The organism is Nodosilinea sp. E11 (genome assembly GCF_032813545.1).
Taxonomy (GTDB): Bacteria; Cyanobacteriota; Cyanobacteriia; order Phormidesmidales; family Phormidesmidaceae; genus Nodosilinea.
This window is the reverse complement of record NZ_CP136520.1, coordinates 2,743,782-2,761,232: the sequence shown is the minus strand read 5'-3', so window position 1 is coordinate 2,761,232 and position 17,451 is coordinate 2,743,782. Positions and strand designations below refer to the sequence as shown.

The following is a 17,451-nucleotide window of genomic DNA, read 5'->3' as shown; positions in this document are numbered from 1 at the left end:
GATGGCGGTGTTGAACTTGGCGGTGCTGGACTGGTTTTTTGAGCCGCTGCAATTTGCCTTTATGCAGCGATCGCTGGCGGTGGCGATCATGGTGGGCGTGATTTGTGCGGTGGTGGGCAGCTACCTGATGGTGCAGCGCCTGGCCCTGCTAGGAGATGCCATCAGCCACTCGGTGCTGCCGGGGCTGGCGATCGCCTTTTTGCTGGGAATTAACATTTTTGTCGGGGCCTTTATCGCCGGGGTGATCAGCACCGTGATGATTGGGTGGATCCATACGCGATCGCCCATTAAAGAAGATGCCGCCATGGGCATTGTGTTTTCGGCCTTCTTTGCCTTGGGCATTACCCTAATCACCACCATCCAGCGGGATAACAAAATCGACCTCAACCACTTTTTGTTTGGTAATATTCTCGGCGTCACCGCTGGGGATGTACGAGATACAGCCATTATTGCGGTTTTGGTGCTGTTGGCGGTGGCGTTACTTTACAAAGAGCTGCTGTTCTATAGCTTTGACCCCCTGGGTGCCCAAGCCGGCGGCCTGCCCACCGGGCTGCTCAACGCCGGGCTAATGGTGCTGATTGCCCTCACCGTGGTGGCCAGCATGAAGGTGGTTGGGGTGATTTTGGTGCTGTCGCTACTGATTGCACCGGGGGCGACGGCCTACCTGCTGGTGCCCCGCCTGCACCAAGTGATGATTTTAGGAGCGGCGATCGGGGTCTTCTCCAGCGTGAGCGGCATGTACTTGAGCTACTACATCAACTTGCCCTCAGGACCAGCCATTGTGCTGGTGGTGTCTACACTGTTTGCGGTGGCGTTTTTGTTTGGCCCCCGCTACGGGGTGCTGGTGGGGCCAGGGCGCGATCGCCCCTGGCGACGACTTCAGCGCCTCTGGCGACCCAGATCGTCTTAAGCAGGGTCTTGGATCTGGGTCTGGTAAGGAGCGAGGGCATTGTCTAGGGCAGGGAAGAACACCGGGGATGTAAATAACGGCGCAAAGAACTGCACCACCGGAATATTTTCTACACGGGGTAAAAAGTCGGATGGGATGGGGCCATCGACCTGACGGCTGAGCACGCCAAACCCAAGGCGTTCGCTGCGGGGCTGCCAGTTGGGGGCGGTGCGCTGAAGCCAGTCGGTAAAGTCAGTGGCATTTTCCATACTGAGCACCAGGTTGGTGATTACCTCGGGGGGCGGCAAGGCCTGGGTAAGGTCGTCCATATCTGCGGGTTGAGTGACCCAGGCTTGCTCTAGCAGGGCTTGGCGCTGAGCGGGGGTCTGCCAGGCCAGGATCGCGTATTTAGCTGGGGTTTCAGGCCAAGGGCTGACGTCAACCGGTTGTCTGGTAGAGAGGGCCAACATACCTTGCTGAAGGTCGCCACCGTGGGGCTGCCAGTCTTGAGCAGCGGCCGCCAGATCGCCCAGCCACCAGCGGAGGCTACCCCTAGCTTGGTGTAGAAAGCGCTCTAGGGTTGGGTCTTCGGTCTGTTGCAGCAGTTCGCCGTAGATCTGCTCAAGGCGATTGAGCACCGCTGGGTACAGGTTAGCGAAGGGGTTCACGCGCATCAAGGGGCTGGTCAGCAGGGTTGGATGGCGCACGATCTCTAGGGCTAGCGCCTCGGTGGCGCAGTTAACATCGCCGGTTTGCAGACAGGCGACGCCTAGGCCAAAGAACAAACCCATTTTGGCGGGCACTAGGGCGATCGCCTTGGTAAACGAGGCTCTGGCATCGGCGGGCTGACCATTCTCGATCTGTAACCAGCCCAGGTTGGCGTGGCCAAATTCTTGGTAGGGCACTGCCTGGTTACCGGCCTGAAACCAGGCGATCGCGTCGTCTAGCAATACCTGACGCAGATCTGGGTCGTCGCCCGATCGCAAAGACAACTCCCCCAAGTTGTAGCCCAGTTGATAGGGGTAGTAGGGCTCCCAGGGGGCCAGGGTGTGGGCCTGTTCGAGCTGAGTGGCGAATCGATCGATGTCCGGGGGCTCGTCGGTGAGGGCTGAGAAGCCATTGCTGGCAGTGCTCCAGGCCCGATGAGTGGGCATTATCCCCAGGCTCATCGCCAGGGCGAGACCCAGGCCCACCCCTGCTAGCCAACGGTGGCGAAAGGGGCCAGATGGGAGGTCGGTGGTGCTAGCACCGGGATGAAACATACGGGCCAGCACAGCGAGGTAGAGAGCGAGGCTACCAGCGATCGCGGGAATGTCGAGTTGGTAATCGGTCAGACTGATCATCCCGAAGGCGAATAGCCCCCCTACGAGGCTCCAGGCGAACACTGGCGGCAGCCCCGCTGGCGTGGTCTGAGCCCCCTGGCGCATCCATCGCAACACCAGCAGGATTAGCGCTGCCCCCAGAGCCAACGGCACAACTATGCCCCAAAGCCCTAGTTCGCCCCACAACTGTGCTGGGGTGCTGTGGAGCTGAAATTGAAGCTCCGCATCGCGCCCGGCCCAGTGGGGGCGGTACTGCTGATACACTAGAGGCACGCTACCCGGTCCTACTCCAGTGAGAGGATGGTTCAGCCCCATGCGCCAACCTGTGACATTGGTAACCACTCGGTAGGACAGTTCGCCCCCGGCAAAATTGCCCTGGGCCAGGTTGCCCAGCATCTGCCGCAGCCGAGGGTTGGCAACCAAGCCCAGCACCAGTAACCCCAGCGCAGAACCGCCTAAGCCCAGGGCCAACGGCTTGGGCAACCGGTTGTAGATCAGAGAAATGCCTACCGCAATGAGGCCGGTGACCATGAGTGCCAGCCAGCCGCCGCGCGAGCTGGTGGTGTAGAGATTTAGCAGGCCCAGCACTACCCCTGTCAGCCACAGCCAGCGCTGCCAGCCCCGCTCGACCCAAGCCAGCGCTGCCAGCAGGGGCAACACCAGCACTAAATAGCCTGCTACGTAGTTTTGGTGGCCAATCGGCTGCCAGTTGCGCAGACTCGTGAGCCCAAAGTTAAAAGCTTGATCGATTCCATAGCCCTGGAGCGTGGACAACCGGGCCAGCTCGGGTCGATAGATCTGAGTTGTCCACAGTACTAGGCTGAGCAGAATGAATCCCAGGGCAATGTAGCCCTGCCAACGCAGTAGGGTGTGCAGTCGCTGAGGGTAACGCAGCCAGCCGCCGAGAGCATAGATCGCGGCGATCGCCCCTATCGCCGCCCAGCTATACCATCGCGCCTGAGCTGGAAACTCGGCCCCCAGGGTAGATACCACTAGGCCGACCACTGCCAATAACGCTACCCAGTCAAAGCCATTGCCCAGCTTGGCTAAGGGTCGATGCCACAGTTGCCACAGCAGCCACAGCATCGGCAGGGTGAGGCCCACCTGCCACAAAAACACCCAGGGCCACGACACCATTAAGGTGCTGCTGCCCGGTATGAGGGTGAACAGCGCATAGAATGTCGCCGTTAGTAAGGCCAGCAGTGTGCCGTCGCTGGGGTCTTGGGCGATGGGTTTGGGCTGGGAAAGAGCGTCCTCGGGCATGGCAAAGAAAAGAGTAGAGGGGTAAGGGGTTGGATAGTTAGCGATTGGGGTGCTTGTGGTTAGTAAAGTATTCCCGCAAGCATCTCCGGCAGAAAAAGGGGGCTAAGCAGCAAGCCTGTGGGGCTGTTCGGCAGATTAATTCTGGCAGACTAATCTAGATCCGAGAGGCGAAAGCGATTGTGGGTGGGGTGGGGCAGCCCTAAAGCCTGAGTTCGCAGGGTTTCAATGCGGCGATCAAGGGAAGGAAACTCGCGGGGCCAGGCGGGGAAGAGGTTGAGCTTGGCTACTAGGGTATAACGCTGAAGGTTTTGCGGCGTCAGCATGAGCGTGATTTGCTTAGCCTGGTAGTTGCGGTAGGCAAAGGTCAACGCACTCCGATATCCTTCGTCTGGGTGGGTGATCAGGGATGTCAGCCACAGGCGCAGGGGCTGGGTGCGCAGACTTTCTTCTATCAGTAGGGTGTCGAGATCTGGTAGTGCATCTTGAGGCTGGGGTGGGGTAGCAGCATAGCGATCAGGGTTGAGCCAGGCAGCGAGCAGCCGTAGCTCGGGGGGCTGCTGGCCTAGGCGCAGATTGTGCGTTACTAACTCTAGGGCGGCGGCGGGATCAGAATCTGCTAAGAGCAACCCCGAAACCACGGGCCGCAGCAGGTTGGGATCGACCTCTATGATGGGTTGCTCGGTCCACCAGGCCAATAAGGTGTGGGTTTCATAAAGAGTGGCAAAGCCAGGCTCGCCGGGAGCGACGTCTCTGAGTAAAACATCATACTCGGCCAGGGTAGCCTGTACCACAGCGGGGTAGATGGCTTGATAGGGCTGCTCTTGCCACTGGGGATGGGTGAGGGCAGCGGGGTTAACCAGGGCTTCTAGGGTAAAGGCGGCAATGGCTGCTGCATCGTTGCCCTGTCTTAACAGCACGTCGCCCAGCAGCCAGTAGCCATAGTGGCGGTGGCGGGGCAACAGCTGCACAGCGCGGGCGGCGTAGGGTAGAGCAGTGGCCGGGTCGGTGGTCTGGTGCAGCACCGCCAGGTTGTGGTTAAACCAGGCATCGTTGGGGGCCGCCTGCTGGGCTTGCTGGGCATAGTCGAGCATGAGCGATCGCACATTCTCCTGGGTTTCTGACTCACCCAGCACCTGCTCTAGCCCCCACAGAGCCTCGCTAGCCACCGCTGAAGCAGTTGGATCCCAATGACTAAGGCGGTAGGCCTTGTACCAGCGGGTATCCGCCAAATTGAGCTGCTGGCTATAAAAGGCCCCATCGGCCAACGCCCCAAAGGCTACGGTGAAGGTAAACGGTAGCCACAGGGGCAGAACTAGCCCCAGCCCCAGGGTGACGGCCAGCCGGGTTGGCGAGGCTATGCCCCACCAGTGCCGCCGTTGCCTAGGGCTGGCAAGGGCGGTCTGATCTGGCAGGTAGCGATCGCCCAACGCCAGCAGCAGCACCACCAATCCCAGCAGCGTGCCTGCAATAGGAATATTCTCGAGTTGATAGTCGGTTAGGCTGGCTGTGCCGTAGGCCAGCAGACTGCCACCAATGCCCCCCAGCAGCACTCGATCGGTCGGGGTGAGGGGTTGTTGCCAAAGCCTGCCCCACAGCCGCACTATCAGAACGATGCCAGCGAAAAACACCGCCAGCCCCAGCCAGCCCAGTTCTCCGGCTACCTGAACCGGCGTGTTGTGCAACTGCTGAATGTGGTCGAGGCCAGCCCCAGCTTCGATCGGGCGATAGAGGTTGGAGACTCGGCTCATCACTCCAGGGCCAACGCCAACCAGGGGGCGATCGCGCAGAATATTGCCCCCTAACCGCAGCATAAACCAGCGATCGAGGGTGGGGCCGTCGGCAGTACCGCCACCACTAAACCAGCCGCGAATGCGGGGATTACTGGCTAAAACTAGGCCCACAGCTACTAGGCCACCCAACCCAGCCCACCCCCAGCGCCACCGCTGGGCAGAGGTGACCCGGCCCAGACGGCTCAGCCACATGGCCAATAGCCACACCACTAGCCCTAGGGCCGCCCCGCGAGAACCACTAATATAGAGCGCGATCCCAATCAAACCACTGGCTCCAGCCGCTGCCCAGCGCTGCCACCCTCGGCTAGCCACGGCCATTGCCACTGCTAGAGGCAAAGTCAAGACAAAATAACCGCCTACAAAGTTGTGGTGCCCTAGGGGCTGGTGATTGCGTAGGGCCGTTAAGAAGTTGTCTGCTGCCCACATGGTTTCGTCGGGTCGCCACAGGGCCAGACTAATGATGGCACTGCCGGTGGCGATCGCCACCAGCCCCCAACCCAGTCGCTGGCGAGTCAGCCAGCTGCGGTCAACACTGTTGCGGTAAAAGTACAGTGCTGCCCCGTAGACCACCACCAAACTCACATTCCACAGAGCCACTCGGGGAAAGGGTGAGATAAGGGACGAGACCCCAAGAATTAGCCCTAGCCCCAGCCCAACTCGATCTAACCCGTAGCCCAGACCGTAGACTGCCCGCTGCTGCTGCCTCCATAGCCCCAGCAGCAGCAGCAACCCCCCGGCCTGCCACAGTACAATCCAGGCCCAGCCCACCATGCGGTAATAGCTTAGGGGTAGCCAGCTAAACACCAGCAGCACCAGTCCCCCTACCAGCCCCACCTGGAGCCACGCTGGGGTAGGCCTGCGCCAAAGGAATGCCCCTGGGCGATCGCAAGTAAGGTCTGTATCCTTTGCCGACGACGGTTCGAGAGAATCGGCGGTCAATAGGCCCCCTTGCCCCAGAGCACAATGCCCAGGGTGGCCGTGAGAATTTCTAGATCTAAGTTCAAAGACCAGTTGTCGATGTAGTGCAGATCGAGGCGAGCGACGTCGTCAAAGGTGTCAATATCAGAGCGACCCGAAATTTGCCACAGCCCCGTCACCCCCGGCAGTACCTGGTGGCGAATGTTATGCCAGCCGTCGAACTTAGCCACGTCACGCACGGGCAGAGGGCGCGGCCCTACCAGGCTCATCTGGCCGCAGAGCACGTTAAACAACTGAGGCAACTCGTCAAGGCTGGTGCGGCGCAACAGACGACCCACCCGAGTAATGCGGGGGTCATACTTGACCTTGAAGAGCACCCCATCCGCCGACTCATTGTGCTGCTCTAGCTCGGCCTGGAGCCGAGGCGCATCGACGACCATGGTGCGAAATTTCCACACCTGGAAGGTTTTGCCGTGCAGTCCTACCCGCTCTTGACGAAAGAAAATTGGCCCGGCTGAGTCGAAGCGAATGGCCAGGGCGATACCGGCCAGCACTGGGGCTAGGGCGATCGCCCCCAGCCCCGCCCCCAGGTAATCCATCCAGCGCTTAAAGCGGTAGTCCCAGCCGCCCATCAGAGGGGCATCGAGACGCAGTGTGGGCAGACCAGCCACGGTTTCGGGGGTGCCCCGGCGATAGAGCATGTCGCGGCTAGTGGGGATGAGTTGCATGGCAATGCCCGCCCGCCGCAGTTTCCAGTACAGTTCTGACGCTAAATCGGCGGAGGGAATGCTCTCGGCCAGCACTAGGGTAGCCCCCGAGGCCACGATCGCATCGTAGGTAGTCGGTGAGTTGGCCGTGGTGGCTAGGGCAGCCCCAATCACCGGCAATTGAGCCCGCTGCGAGAGCACGTCGGCCAGACGCTTAATCTGAGGAGCTGGGGCAATCAAAAAGACTGAGGTCGGTTGCTTGGTTTGAGGGAATGGACTCAGCAGCAGGGTGGCCATGAGCCGTAGGCCTACCACCAACCCTACTCCGCTGAGCCAAGCCGAGAAAAACAGCGATCGTGGCAAATCGAGCTTGGGGTCGTAAAAATACATCAGCACCAGTGACCCTAAGTAAACTAGGCTGAGCAATTTGCCTGCCCGCAGGTGCTTTTGCCCCTGAAACTTGGTGTCGTAGAGACCACCATATGCAAACAAACCCACGGTGCAGACCACCAGTACCCAAAAGGGGCTGGGTAGGCCCAGCCAAGTCCACCATACAAGCTGGGGCGGAATGGGCGAGAAAAACTGGTTGAGCGATCGCGCAATGTACCACGACAGTCCCAGGGCAAGACTATCTGTAGCCAGCAGCACCAGCCCCCGTCGCCCTGTTCCGGTAAAAGCATCGCGCAGCTGAAATCTAAGTCCTCGGGGGGCGCGAATATCTCGGCGGTGGTGAGGCCGCTGTTGCATCACAGCGGGTACAGCACGGTGACAGTGGATAACGGGGGCCATAGCAGTGGGCAGACACACAAAGGGGAGTTGCCCTCAGTATTCCGCAATTGTGCTGAGAATCCATCATGGAACGCCGAGGACCTGGTTATTAGTCTTTTGGAACTCAGTCTTTTAGAACTCAGTAGGTTTGAAGGTTGGCCATTTGGCAGGCTAGCCAATCAAACCTTCAAACCTTTCAACCTGCATAATTGTCAAACCCCAACCTCTTCTCTTACCCATCCAAACGGGCTATCCTAGCCTCCCCCTAAAATCCGATACTTAACGACCTGCGCTCCAAACAACAGCACAAACATAGGATTATTCACCAAGTAGCGCTGCCACAGGCGGCGTGGCTCTTGGCCAAAACGGTAGAGCCACTCCAGCCCCAGGCGCATCATCCACCGAGGCGCTTGGGAGACCTCACCGCTAAAGAAACTAAAGGCGGCTCCGACCCCGATCATCACAGCGTTGACCTGGCCCTGGTGGCGGTGCATCCACTGCTCTTGCTTGGGGCAGCCTAGGCCCACAAACACCACCCGCGCCCTCGACTGGTTAATGCGCGCCACATCGGCGGCGGCTTCTTCGGCGGAAAGCGGGTGAAATGGCGGGGCATGGGCACCCGCAATGGGCAGACCGGGAAATCGCTGCTGGAGATAAGCTGACATCTTCTCCAGCATGGGAGTGGTGCCGCCATAGAGATAGATGGGCAAACCGCATTGGACGGCGCGATCGCACCAGGCCAGCATCAAATCTGGTCCGTAAACCCGGCTCTGGCCAGGGATACCCAGCAGCCGTAGCCCGATCACCAGGGGCATGCCATCGGCCGTTACCAGAGCAGCATCTTCGAGAATACGCTGGTACTGCGAGTCCCAGTAGGCGGTCATCACTACGTGCACATTGGCGGCAACCACGTAGCCCGATCGCCCGGTAGTCGCCCATGTTTGAATGCGATCGCAGGCATCCTCGTAGCTGGTGGCATCCACCCGAGTTTTGAGAATGTACCTGGATTGTAGATCTAACTCCACCATAGCAATACCCCTTTTCCAGTGGTAACTGAGGTTTGGCCCTTTAGCTAATACCCCTAGCACACTCACCGATTTAGGATTGTGAGCGGCTTTCCCAGAAACGCAAAGGCCCCGCTTCAAATTGCCATGATTTGTATCATGCGTCGAGGTTTAGCGCATTTTGTCCACTCCACTCCTCACCTTACCTTGTACATATACCCTTTCTACCTTCTTGCGTCGTAGACATCGATCTTCTGTAGACCGATAAACGACTTCGACCACACACAGGCTTTACATAGACTTTTGTGCCTCCTAAGGGGGCACAAAAAGGGCAATATTATCTAGCAGAGTCCATCGCTTCAATAATTACAAAGCTTTGGATTGCTGCTAAACAGTAAGTCGCCCTGTTGCCAAAGCCCTATGGCAACAAGGATTTCATCAGCTAACCCAGGAAGTTTGACAGCAAGAGGGAACCGTAATTCTGCAAAATCCTGGTGGGAGAACTAGTGTTCTTTAACAGTACATCTACCGACAGATAGGTATTGACACAGTCTGAGGTTAAGCGTATATTAATCTAAGGTTAATTTAGTGAATATACAGACTAAGGCAGTCTCAGAATACGCCGTCTCTAAGTGAAAGTTGTACTGATCCTCGAGTTGTAAATCAGTGTCCAAGGGGAAAATTTCTGTGTGTTCATGTCCCACTTGAATAAAAGGTTACCTGTGGACTGAAGGCGAAACTATATTGAAAAGCCAGTTTTATCCATGCGATCCATGGAGTTTAATGGTTGGTGGAATTCAGGCCACTATTAATTCTTTTATTTTGCTTCACACAAGATTATGCTCATCTATTCAGATATGACTCCAGTGGAAGTGGAGCGCCAAAAAAATCCCGTTTCTTGGTAAAGAAGTGCGGAGTGTGACTTAGATAGCCAGAGATTGGCGGAAGTTAGAACTTAGTCATGATGTATGTTACTCAATTAGGATCCACCACATTATGAAATTGCTACTGGCTTGTACGTCTGGAGGTCATTTCTCAACCATGATGGGTCTCAGATCCTTTTGGGAGAATCATGAGAGAGTTTGGGTTACTCATGAGCATGGAGATACAACTTCTTTATTAAATATGGGAGAAGTTGTACATTGGATACCATACCAAGCTCCCCGAGATTTAACTAGGCTGGTCTTAAATATTCCAAAGACCGTACAACTCGTGTTACAGCATTCTCCTGATATTGTGATATCAACAGGAGCTAGTATTGCTATAAACTTTGGTTATACAGCAAAGATCTTAGGGAAAAAATTTATTTATGTAGAAAGTGTTTCACGGGCTCATCAGCTAAGCATCACAGGTAGGCTCGTTTATCCAGTATCAAATGAATTTTATGTTCAATGGGAAGGTCTAACTAAACAATATGAGCATGCCCAATTCAATGGTTATACAGGCTAAATAACACAAATAGCCTGTTTATAGTAGTTCTTGCAGAGTATAGGACAGATGTTTAAATCTATTAATCTTCAAGGTTTCTTCCAGTCGTAATATTATTCTTAATGGCAACCGAAACTTAATAGAGTTTTTGTGTCTTTTTTTAATAGCTCTTAAGTTTGAGATTTTAAAATTATTATCCTCGTCAAGCATTAAGGATGGTTGCTCTCGGTTGAAGTGTATCTTATGCGTTCAGGAATTATTAAAATCTATAGATTTAACATTAATTACAAAAAAATATTTAGAACGAATGATTAGCGTTACTGTCGGAACAATATCTTTTCCGTTTGATCGATTAATTGAATGGGTTTCTGATTCTTTAGAAGACGGGATAATCCAAGAACCTGTATTCCTTCAGTATGGCTGTAGCAATATTGAAAGAATAGAAAAACATCCACTTGTGACGGCTGTATCAAAAGTTTCTAAAGAGATTCTACAAGAAAAACTAGATGAGTCTAGACTTGTAATTTCTCACGCTGGCCAGGGCTCAACTCGCTATCTTTCATCTAGAGGAATGAGCTTTATAATAGTGCCAAGACTAGCTAAATATAGAGAACATATTGATGATCATCAGCTTCTTTTTTCTGAAGCCGTTGAAGATTTAGGTGTGATAGCGTGCTACTCTAAAGAGCATCTTCAAGATGCAATTATTAATTCACCAGTAGGAGTCAAGAGAGACCTTTTTGACGGCCCAAAATTAGGAGAATACCTCAACAAAAAATACCCTCAAGATTTCTTATTAAGTGCCAGAGAAAATAGTATTAATCGTAGCGTCACTAAATTTGATGGTTACTTGCTAGCCAAAAAAATAAAATTATTTCTAAATAAATGTCAAGAAGTAGTTTCTAACCCTAATATTTTAGATGATAGGGAGTAGTTTGCGTGATAACTTCAATTTTACTGCAAAGTTATTGGCTTGCTAAAATGTATATCCTTAATCATAGTAATACTTCCTGCGATGGCTAAAAAAGATAAAAAACTATCAAGATAATACCCATAAAAACAAATTAATGTTGATTTGCGAGATTGGCCCTGTACTTTGAGTGCCTTGACAAGAAGGGATCGGCGAAGCGATGATTTAACGCAAAAAATCAGCGCCGTCATTTTGCTGAAGACACCGATGCCTATGTACTATTACTCTTCAATGGCTCTCAGGTTCAAAGTGCTGAATCCTCTCGATCTGGTTGGCAGCGAGTATGAAAAATTACATGTTTACGCTATTTTGCTCATTCTCTAATTAGATCAATGAGGAATACTACAACAGTTCTTGAATAAGTAAGAAATGCCCAATGCAGGGAAAACACCGCACATATTACAGTAATAGTCTCCCCTCAAGAGAATATGACGAAAGCCTATTCTTGGTGATTTACAGAAAAATCTTCTTGATGCCTGATTTGTAGAGCAGTTATTGGTTCGCGAGCTTGATAAGTGGTTTAGTGTATCAAAGATTATTCTTAAAACTTTGCTGTAGCGTGTTCAAAAAACAGATAATATTCTATCTAATCCACATAGGGATGTCTTCGACCTAAACTCAATTTGGAAGAGTTGAGGCTTGTGAAAGCCCTGGCTAATACAATAGTAATACGGCCTTAGACACACTTTGTGAGTGCATAGCTACCGAAAGCTTGATTTCAATAAGTTTGTCATTAGTAGGATGGTCTGCTTTGAAATGATTGTTATTCTACTTTATCTAAATGGTAACCGCTATAATTATTCTCTATAGCCGATCGAATCAAATACTTATTGTTGAATCTTGCAATTTAGACACAAGCAATTTCTCAAAACTAAAACTTGACAAATCGCTTACTAAATTTTCATATTTATAAAGATGGATTTAGCTTACAATTTGCCTAAAGTTATCTAAGCTGAAGATCATGCTTCCTGTGGATTTTTGGAAATATAATGAACCGATTTCTTGCAGTTGCAAAAAGACATTGGATGCCTCTTGCCGTCTTTAATCTGGCTGTTGCGGTTATTGCAGGATTGAATGCTCAATCAGTAGAAGATATTTGGTCGGCAAAAGCAAAACTTATTTTGCCCAGTACACCAACAGATTTAAATCTTAATTTGGGTGTATTAGGAGATTTAGGCGGAAATGATGGTTTGATTTTTTCACAGCAAGTTGATTCTCGAAAAATTATAGCTTCGATTTTATTGAGTAATGATTCTTTGATAAAAGTTAGGGAGTTAGATCCAGAAAAAGAGCTTTATGGCCGCATTGATGAGTATAAATCATTATTTAATGTTCAGCCTGATGATAGCTCAACTATCATCACGCTGAGTGTTGAAGCATCAACTCCTGAAATTGCTCATCAACGCCTTGAAACCTTAATAGAAATATTTCAACAACGTTTGAATCAATTGAGAAGAAGTGATGCGGATCAGAGATCAGAGTTTATTCAAAAAGAACTAATTTATGCGGAGTCAACGCTAGCCGAAGCAGAAAGAGAACTGGTCTCCTTTAAAGAAAAGTATAATTTAGTAGATAGTGATAGCCAAACCAAAGAGTTAGTAGGAGCAATTAGTTCTCTTAGGGTAATTCAAGGTGAAGTGAGCGCCCAATTTGAAGCGAGTAAATCTCAGGTGTCTTCCTTATCATCTCGTTTAGGACAAACTCCAGATCAGGCTATCCGTGCTTTGCAGTTATCTGAGGATCAAGATTACCAAGCAATTCAGGAAAGATTATCTGAGCTAGGAGTTGAAATTGTAGATGCAAGAGCCCAATTTACTGATGAGCATCCGCAAGTGCAGTATTTACTGGATCAGAGAGATACATTACTTAAACAACAGCAAGAAGCCATTAACAAAGCTGCTGAAACCACCGCTGGAATTAATCCTTCTATTGGCCAAGGCTACTCAAACTTGGTAGAAAGAATGATTTTAGCGGAGAGTGAAAAAAATGCTTTACAGCAACAAGTTATACAGCTCCAAAGCCAAGTTGGTCAACTAAACCGCCAACTACAGGCCATGCCTTCTGCCCAAGCTCAACTGGCTGTACTACAACGCCGATACGATATTGCTGAAAGCGTTTATAACGGCCTCACAGCTCAGGTTCAAGTTACACAAGTTAACGCTTTCAGTATTTATCCTAATGTTCAAGTTCTTGATCAACCGGCAGGAAGTCCTACGCCAGTTGGCCCTGGCCGTAAGCCCATTGCTCTCGGTGCACTACTAACTATTATTTTTGGAAATACCGCAATTATCTTATTTTTAGAAAGTCGTAATCCTTTGTTAACAGCCAATGATGTTTTAAAGACTGGTTTGCCAATTGTCGGTAAAATTTCTTATTTACGCCAACTCCCCAGGGAAAACTATGATTGTAAAAATATATATCCTGGATTTCAACGTCTTGCCTCTGTGATTAGTATGACATCCCTAGAAAGTCGTACACTTATCATTACTAGTGCAAGCAAAGGGGAAGGTAAAACAACGGTTACCATAGGTTTAGCTAATGCCTTACTGAGCTTAGGATTTCGTGTTCTTGTCGTGGATGCTGATTTCCAAAATTCTCATTTGAAGCTTATCTTATCCTATGAAAACCAAAAAGATGAACATTCAAAAAATCAACCCATTTCTATTAACTCTGGATTAGATCTTTTAGTTCCCAAGCCTAATAAACAAGGAGTTTTTGAGTTCTTGGCACGTGGAGGATTTGAGCAGGTATTAAACTTTGCACAAATGCATGGAAAGTATGACTATGTATTGATTGATACGCCTCCTACTAGCCTAGGTGATGAGACAATGTTAATGTCTCAGTTTATCCATAACATATTACTTGTTGCCTGGCCAAGTATGAGCAACTACAATCCTTTTCATGATAGCCTTGAGCAGCTTAATAGACACCAAGCTAATGTCCTAGGGCTAGTCATTAATGGAATAGGAAATAGGAGGGAAAACTATCTTTATCGCCATCGTGAGGTAGAGATAATATGAGCTATTCTCGCTCAGCCCTGCCTACCCAGAAAAATCAAAATAATGCTCAGCAGATTAGCCTCTTTAACGGTTTCTTTCTGCGTTGGAATGCTCTGGTTCAATCAGAGAAAGTAGTAGTCTTAGGGATCGTCCTAATTCCTCTTTGGTGGTTTTGGGGATGGAGCTATTTACTTCTATTTTTGGGACTAGGTATCCTTAGTCATGATATTTATAGATACGGCTCTATCCGCATTCAAAGACCTAGTCTATTTGTCATAGCCTTAGTTTTATATGGTTTATATGATATCATTTTAACTATTTTTCATGGATTAAATAATAGCACTGAACTTGGGATGCGTGACTTGATTGAACCCGCTAACACTATTTTTAGCCCTGCCTTTATTTTATGGTATATAAAAACTAGAGATATTCGTGTTCGACCACGGACTGTTATTTGGTCATTTTCCTTCTTGGTATTATTAATGGTGGCCGTCTGGGCCTATATTTTCTTCATTCATCGGCAGGCTACTTTTTTGCCTCCACGAAGTTTATTTGGAGCGTTGACTAATAAGCCTTTGCAATACGTACCAGGCTTAGGCAATACAAACTATCTCATTCCTTTTCGACCAGAAGATAGCTCTATCTCAGGTTTATCAAGATATTTTTACTTCTTTCATGGTCCTGAATCTCTAGCTCTCGTAAGTGCTTTCATCTGCCTATTATCTCTTGAGGAAAGATCTAAGCTGTGGAAATATTTACTATTTTTAACTACTTTTTTTTTATTGCTTACTAGTGGGACGAGATCAGTCTGGATAGTTTTACCTTTTGCTTTATTCATATGGTTTCTTCTTAGCGCAGCTAACTCAAAAAGTTCATGGCTTTTTTTCGCTTGCATTGCCACTACTAGCGCTTTAGTTCTAATGTTTCCTGTTGTTACTGATGTCACCACAAATATATTAGCTGGAACTGCGGAGTCAACTAGCGAATTCCGAGGTGATTCTACAGCTGTCCGTTCAGAGATCTATAGGCGAACATACGAGGCTATTCTTAATAGCTCAAATTTTCAGCTTTTTTTTGGCCATGTCGTACCTGGAGAAACGGTATTGCCAGGTTATGCTCCTGCTATGGTTGGTACTCATAGCTTTTATTTAGGCAGCTTATTGTATATCCGAGGCATTTTGGGGAGTGTTCTATTTCTAACATACTGGACATCATTAATTTCTTGGCTTATTCAAACGCGGAAGTCAAGACCTTTTGGATGTGTGATGATGTTTTTGATCTTCAGCCTAACTTTTTGTGTGATGGCGTTTGAATCAGTAGTCATGCCAATTATGTTGATAGCCGTAGTTACTCAGGAACGCGACTATCAGCTAAACAAATTTTAACCCATAAAACCTGCAAGTAAATTAGAAACTATGAATAGTTTAAAAATCTCTCTATCACCATTGAAAACAGTACGATCATTAGTGACCATCATAATTTTTCTTATGGTCATCTCTATCATCGGTCAATTTGCAGTTTACTTTTTGCCTGACTTTCCACTTAGAGATGCTTTTGCAGAAGAGTTCAATGTTGATGCAGAAGGAAATTTTCCATCTCTTTTCTCGTCTTTTATGTTACTATCGTGCTCATTTTTTCTGAGCCTAATACATAGGGCAAAGCGCCAAACTCGAGATCGACACTCTAAATCTTGGATGTTTTTATCTTACATATTCTTCTATTTGTCTCTTGATGAATTGTTAAGTTTGCACGAACGAGTCATACCTTTCTTTGAACGCTTAGGTGCGAGTGGTTTCTTTTATCATGGATGGGTAATCTTAGCGCTTATTATTCTTCCGTTATTAGGACTATTTTTCCTAAAGCTCTGGCTATCGTTGCCAGCTCGGATCCGCACGTTGTTCTTCATTTCTGGAGCTATTTACATTGGAGGGGCATTAGGCATTGAGTTGTTGAATGGAATGTATGCTGATTTATATGGAGAAGAGAATTTCTTTTATGAGATGCTTGTAACTCTTGAGGAGGTGTTAGAAATGTTTGGTCTAACGGTTTTTATATTCGCTCTTCTGTCTTATCTGAGAGTTCTTAATGTAGAAACCTTTGACATCAACGTAATATTTTCTGACGAAAATAATTAGTGTCTCTATGGTCAGCATTTTTGAAATAAGAACAAAAAAAGGAAATGAAAAAGCTAATAATATTGCCGGGAGGATTTCAGTATTTAGGTGGAACTGTAGTTTCACTTTCTCTACTGATACAGGGATTTAAAAGTCTAAATCAGGTGAATAGAATTTGTGTGATTGTTCAAGCTAATTCAATAACACACCAATATCTAAAAAAAACAGGGCAAACTGATTGCTTAGTTCTGATTGATGAAAGTTCGCCTATAAAATGCATGCGTCAGGCGTTTGAATGGATCAACCAGCAACCTAGGCACGATCCTTTATTGCTAGATAATTGGACAAATCGTGAACTAATGCCGCTGTTAATTCTTGAGTCTGTAAGATTAAGGCTAACCAGACGCTCTGTATATCATTTCTGTCATGATTTGTGTGCCTCTAATAACTACCTAGGGTTTCTTTTGCGAAAGCTAGCCTTTACATGTCTTTCCCCTAAGGCTATCTGTAATTCTCAATTTACAGCCAATCATATTCGAGTGCTAATTACTAATATCAAAGGAGTTCTTTATCAGCCTGTAGATACACATAAATTTTCGCCTGGGGCTCAGAATATTCCATCTGCTTTAGTCTCAATTATAGAAAAAGAAAGAAAAATTTTGTTGACGCCCTCACGACTCAACAAGCCCGGTATTGTTAATGACAAAAACTTAAGGGCATTAATTCCAGTTATTGCAGAATTAAAAAGATTAGGACATAACTACCATGGTGTGATTGTTGGTTCAGATCAATCAACTGATGGTAGATATAGTCGAGAGTTACTAAACCAGGCGGAACAATGGGGAGTCGCAGATAGATTAACAATTTTGCCTTCTCAAATAGACATAGAAAATTTTTATCCTTATGCAAGTGCAGTTGTAACGCTTGCTCCTAGAGAACCTTTTGGTAGAATAGTAGTTGAGGCTATTTCTTGTGGTGTTCCTATTATTGGAAGTAACACAGGAGGAATTTATGAAATATTATTGAACTTTGCTCCAGACTGGGCTGTTAATCCTGATTGCCCTAATCTTGTTGCCTACAAAATCATCGAAGTAACAAACTCTCTTGAAACACACAATACTTTGTTAAAAGCCAGAGAATGGGTTGTAGAGAACTGTGGAATTGAGAAATATGCTTCCGAAATTTTACGTATAGTCTCTATACCCATCTAGATTATTTTGAGATTTTTCTAGAGATGCCTTATCGAATAAATGTTACTTTTGAGAAGGAGTAATATTTG

General features: G+C 48.6%; 11 protein-coding genes. 7 read left to right on the top strand and 4 right to left on the bottom strand.

Annotated elements, in window-relative coordinates; translation table 11 throughout:
* Position 1 precedes the first annotated feature (1 nt).
* Positions 2–910: a metal ABC transporter permease gene (locus RRF56_RS14535; RefSeq protein ID WP_410510611.1), complete on the top strand. Its 909-nt coding sequence runs from the start codon at positions 2–4 to the stop codon at positions 908–910.
* Here RRF56_RS14535 and RRF56_RS14530 read toward each other — a convergent pair.
* The 4 genes from RRF56_RS14530 to RRF56_RS14515 form a co-directional block, all read right to left on the bottom strand.
* The gene (locus RRF56_RS14530) at positions 907–3,474 is read right to left on the bottom strand and encodes an O-antigen ligase family protein (RefSeq protein WP_317033885.1); all 2,568 of its coding nucleotides are present in this window, start codon (positions 3,472–3,474) and stop codon (positions 907–909) included. The two genes, RRF56_RS14535 and RRF56_RS14530, sit on opposite strands and share 4 nt — an antisense overlap.
* Positions 3,475–3,623: 149 nt before the next feature.
* Positions 3,624–6,203 (bottom strand): O-antigen ligase family protein, encoded by a 2,580-nt coding sequence (locus RRF56_RS14525; RefSeq protein WP_317033884.1) that lies wholly within the window; start codon positions 6,201–6,203, stop codon positions 3,624–3,626.
* Positions 6,200–7,678, bottom strand: a complete 1,479-nt coding sequence (locus tag RRF56_RS14520; protein WP_317033883.1) for a sugar transferase — start codon at positions 7,676–7,678, stop codon at positions 6,200–6,202. The genes RRF56_RS14525 and RRF56_RS14520 overlap by 4 nt, the downstream gene beginning before the upstream one ends.
* Before the next feature lie 233 nt (positions 7,679–7,911).
* Positions 7,912–8,685 (bottom strand): WecB/TagA/CpsF family glycosyltransferase, encoded by a 774-nt coding sequence (locus RRF56_RS14515; RefSeq protein ID WP_317033882.1) that lies wholly within the window; start codon positions 8,683–8,685, stop codon positions 7,912–7,914.
* A 972-nt stretch (positions 8,686–9,657) separates the two neighbouring features.
* On the opposite strand from RRF56_RS14515, the gene pssD reads away from it, so the two are divergent.
* The 6 genes from pssD to RRF56_RS14485 all read left to right on the top strand — a co-directional run bounded on the left by pssD (position 9,658) and on the right by RRF56_RS14485 (position 17,383).
* On the top strand, positions 9,658–10,110 hold the full coding sequence (gene pssD, locus RRF56_RS14510) for a PssD/Cps14F family polysaccharide biosynthesis glycosyltransferase (protein ID WP_317033881.1): 453 nt from the start codon (positions 9,658–9,660) through the stop codon (positions 10,108–10,110).
* Between the two features lie 286 nt (positions 10,111–10,396).
* Positions 10,397–11,023, top strand: coding sequence for a glycosyltransferase (locus RRF56_RS14505; protein WP_317033880.1), 627 nt, complete (start codon positions 10,397–10,399; stop codon positions 11,021–11,023).
* Between the two features lie 1,025 nt (positions 11,024–12,048).
* Positions 12,049–14,079, top strand: coding sequence for an exopolysaccharide transport family protein (locus RRF56_RS14500; protein ID WP_317033879.1), 2,031 nt, complete (start codon positions 12,049–12,051; stop codon positions 14,077–14,079).
* A complete protein-coding gene (locus RRF56_RS14495; RefSeq protein WP_317033878.1) occupies positions 14,076–15,443 on the top strand; it encodes an O-antigen ligase family protein in 1,368 nt (455 codons plus the stop codon). Before RRF56_RS14500 ends, RRF56_RS14495 begins: the two co-directional genes overlap by 4 nt.
* Positions 15,444–15,545: 102 nt before the next feature.
* Positions 15,546–16,193, top strand: a complete 648-nt coding sequence (locus RRF56_RS14490) for a hypothetical protein (RefSeq protein ID WP_317033877.1) — start codon at positions 15,546–15,548, stop codon at positions 16,191–16,193.
* A 44-nt stretch (positions 16,194–16,237) separates the two neighbouring features.
* Positions 16,238–17,383 carry a glycosyltransferase family 4 protein gene (locus tag RRF56_RS14485; protein ID WP_317033876.1) on the top strand — a complete coding sequence of 382 codons (1,146 nt, stop codon included), beginning with the start codon at positions 16,238–16,240 and terminating at the stop codon, positions 17,381–17,383.
* Positions 17,384–17,451 lie beyond the last annotated feature (68 nt).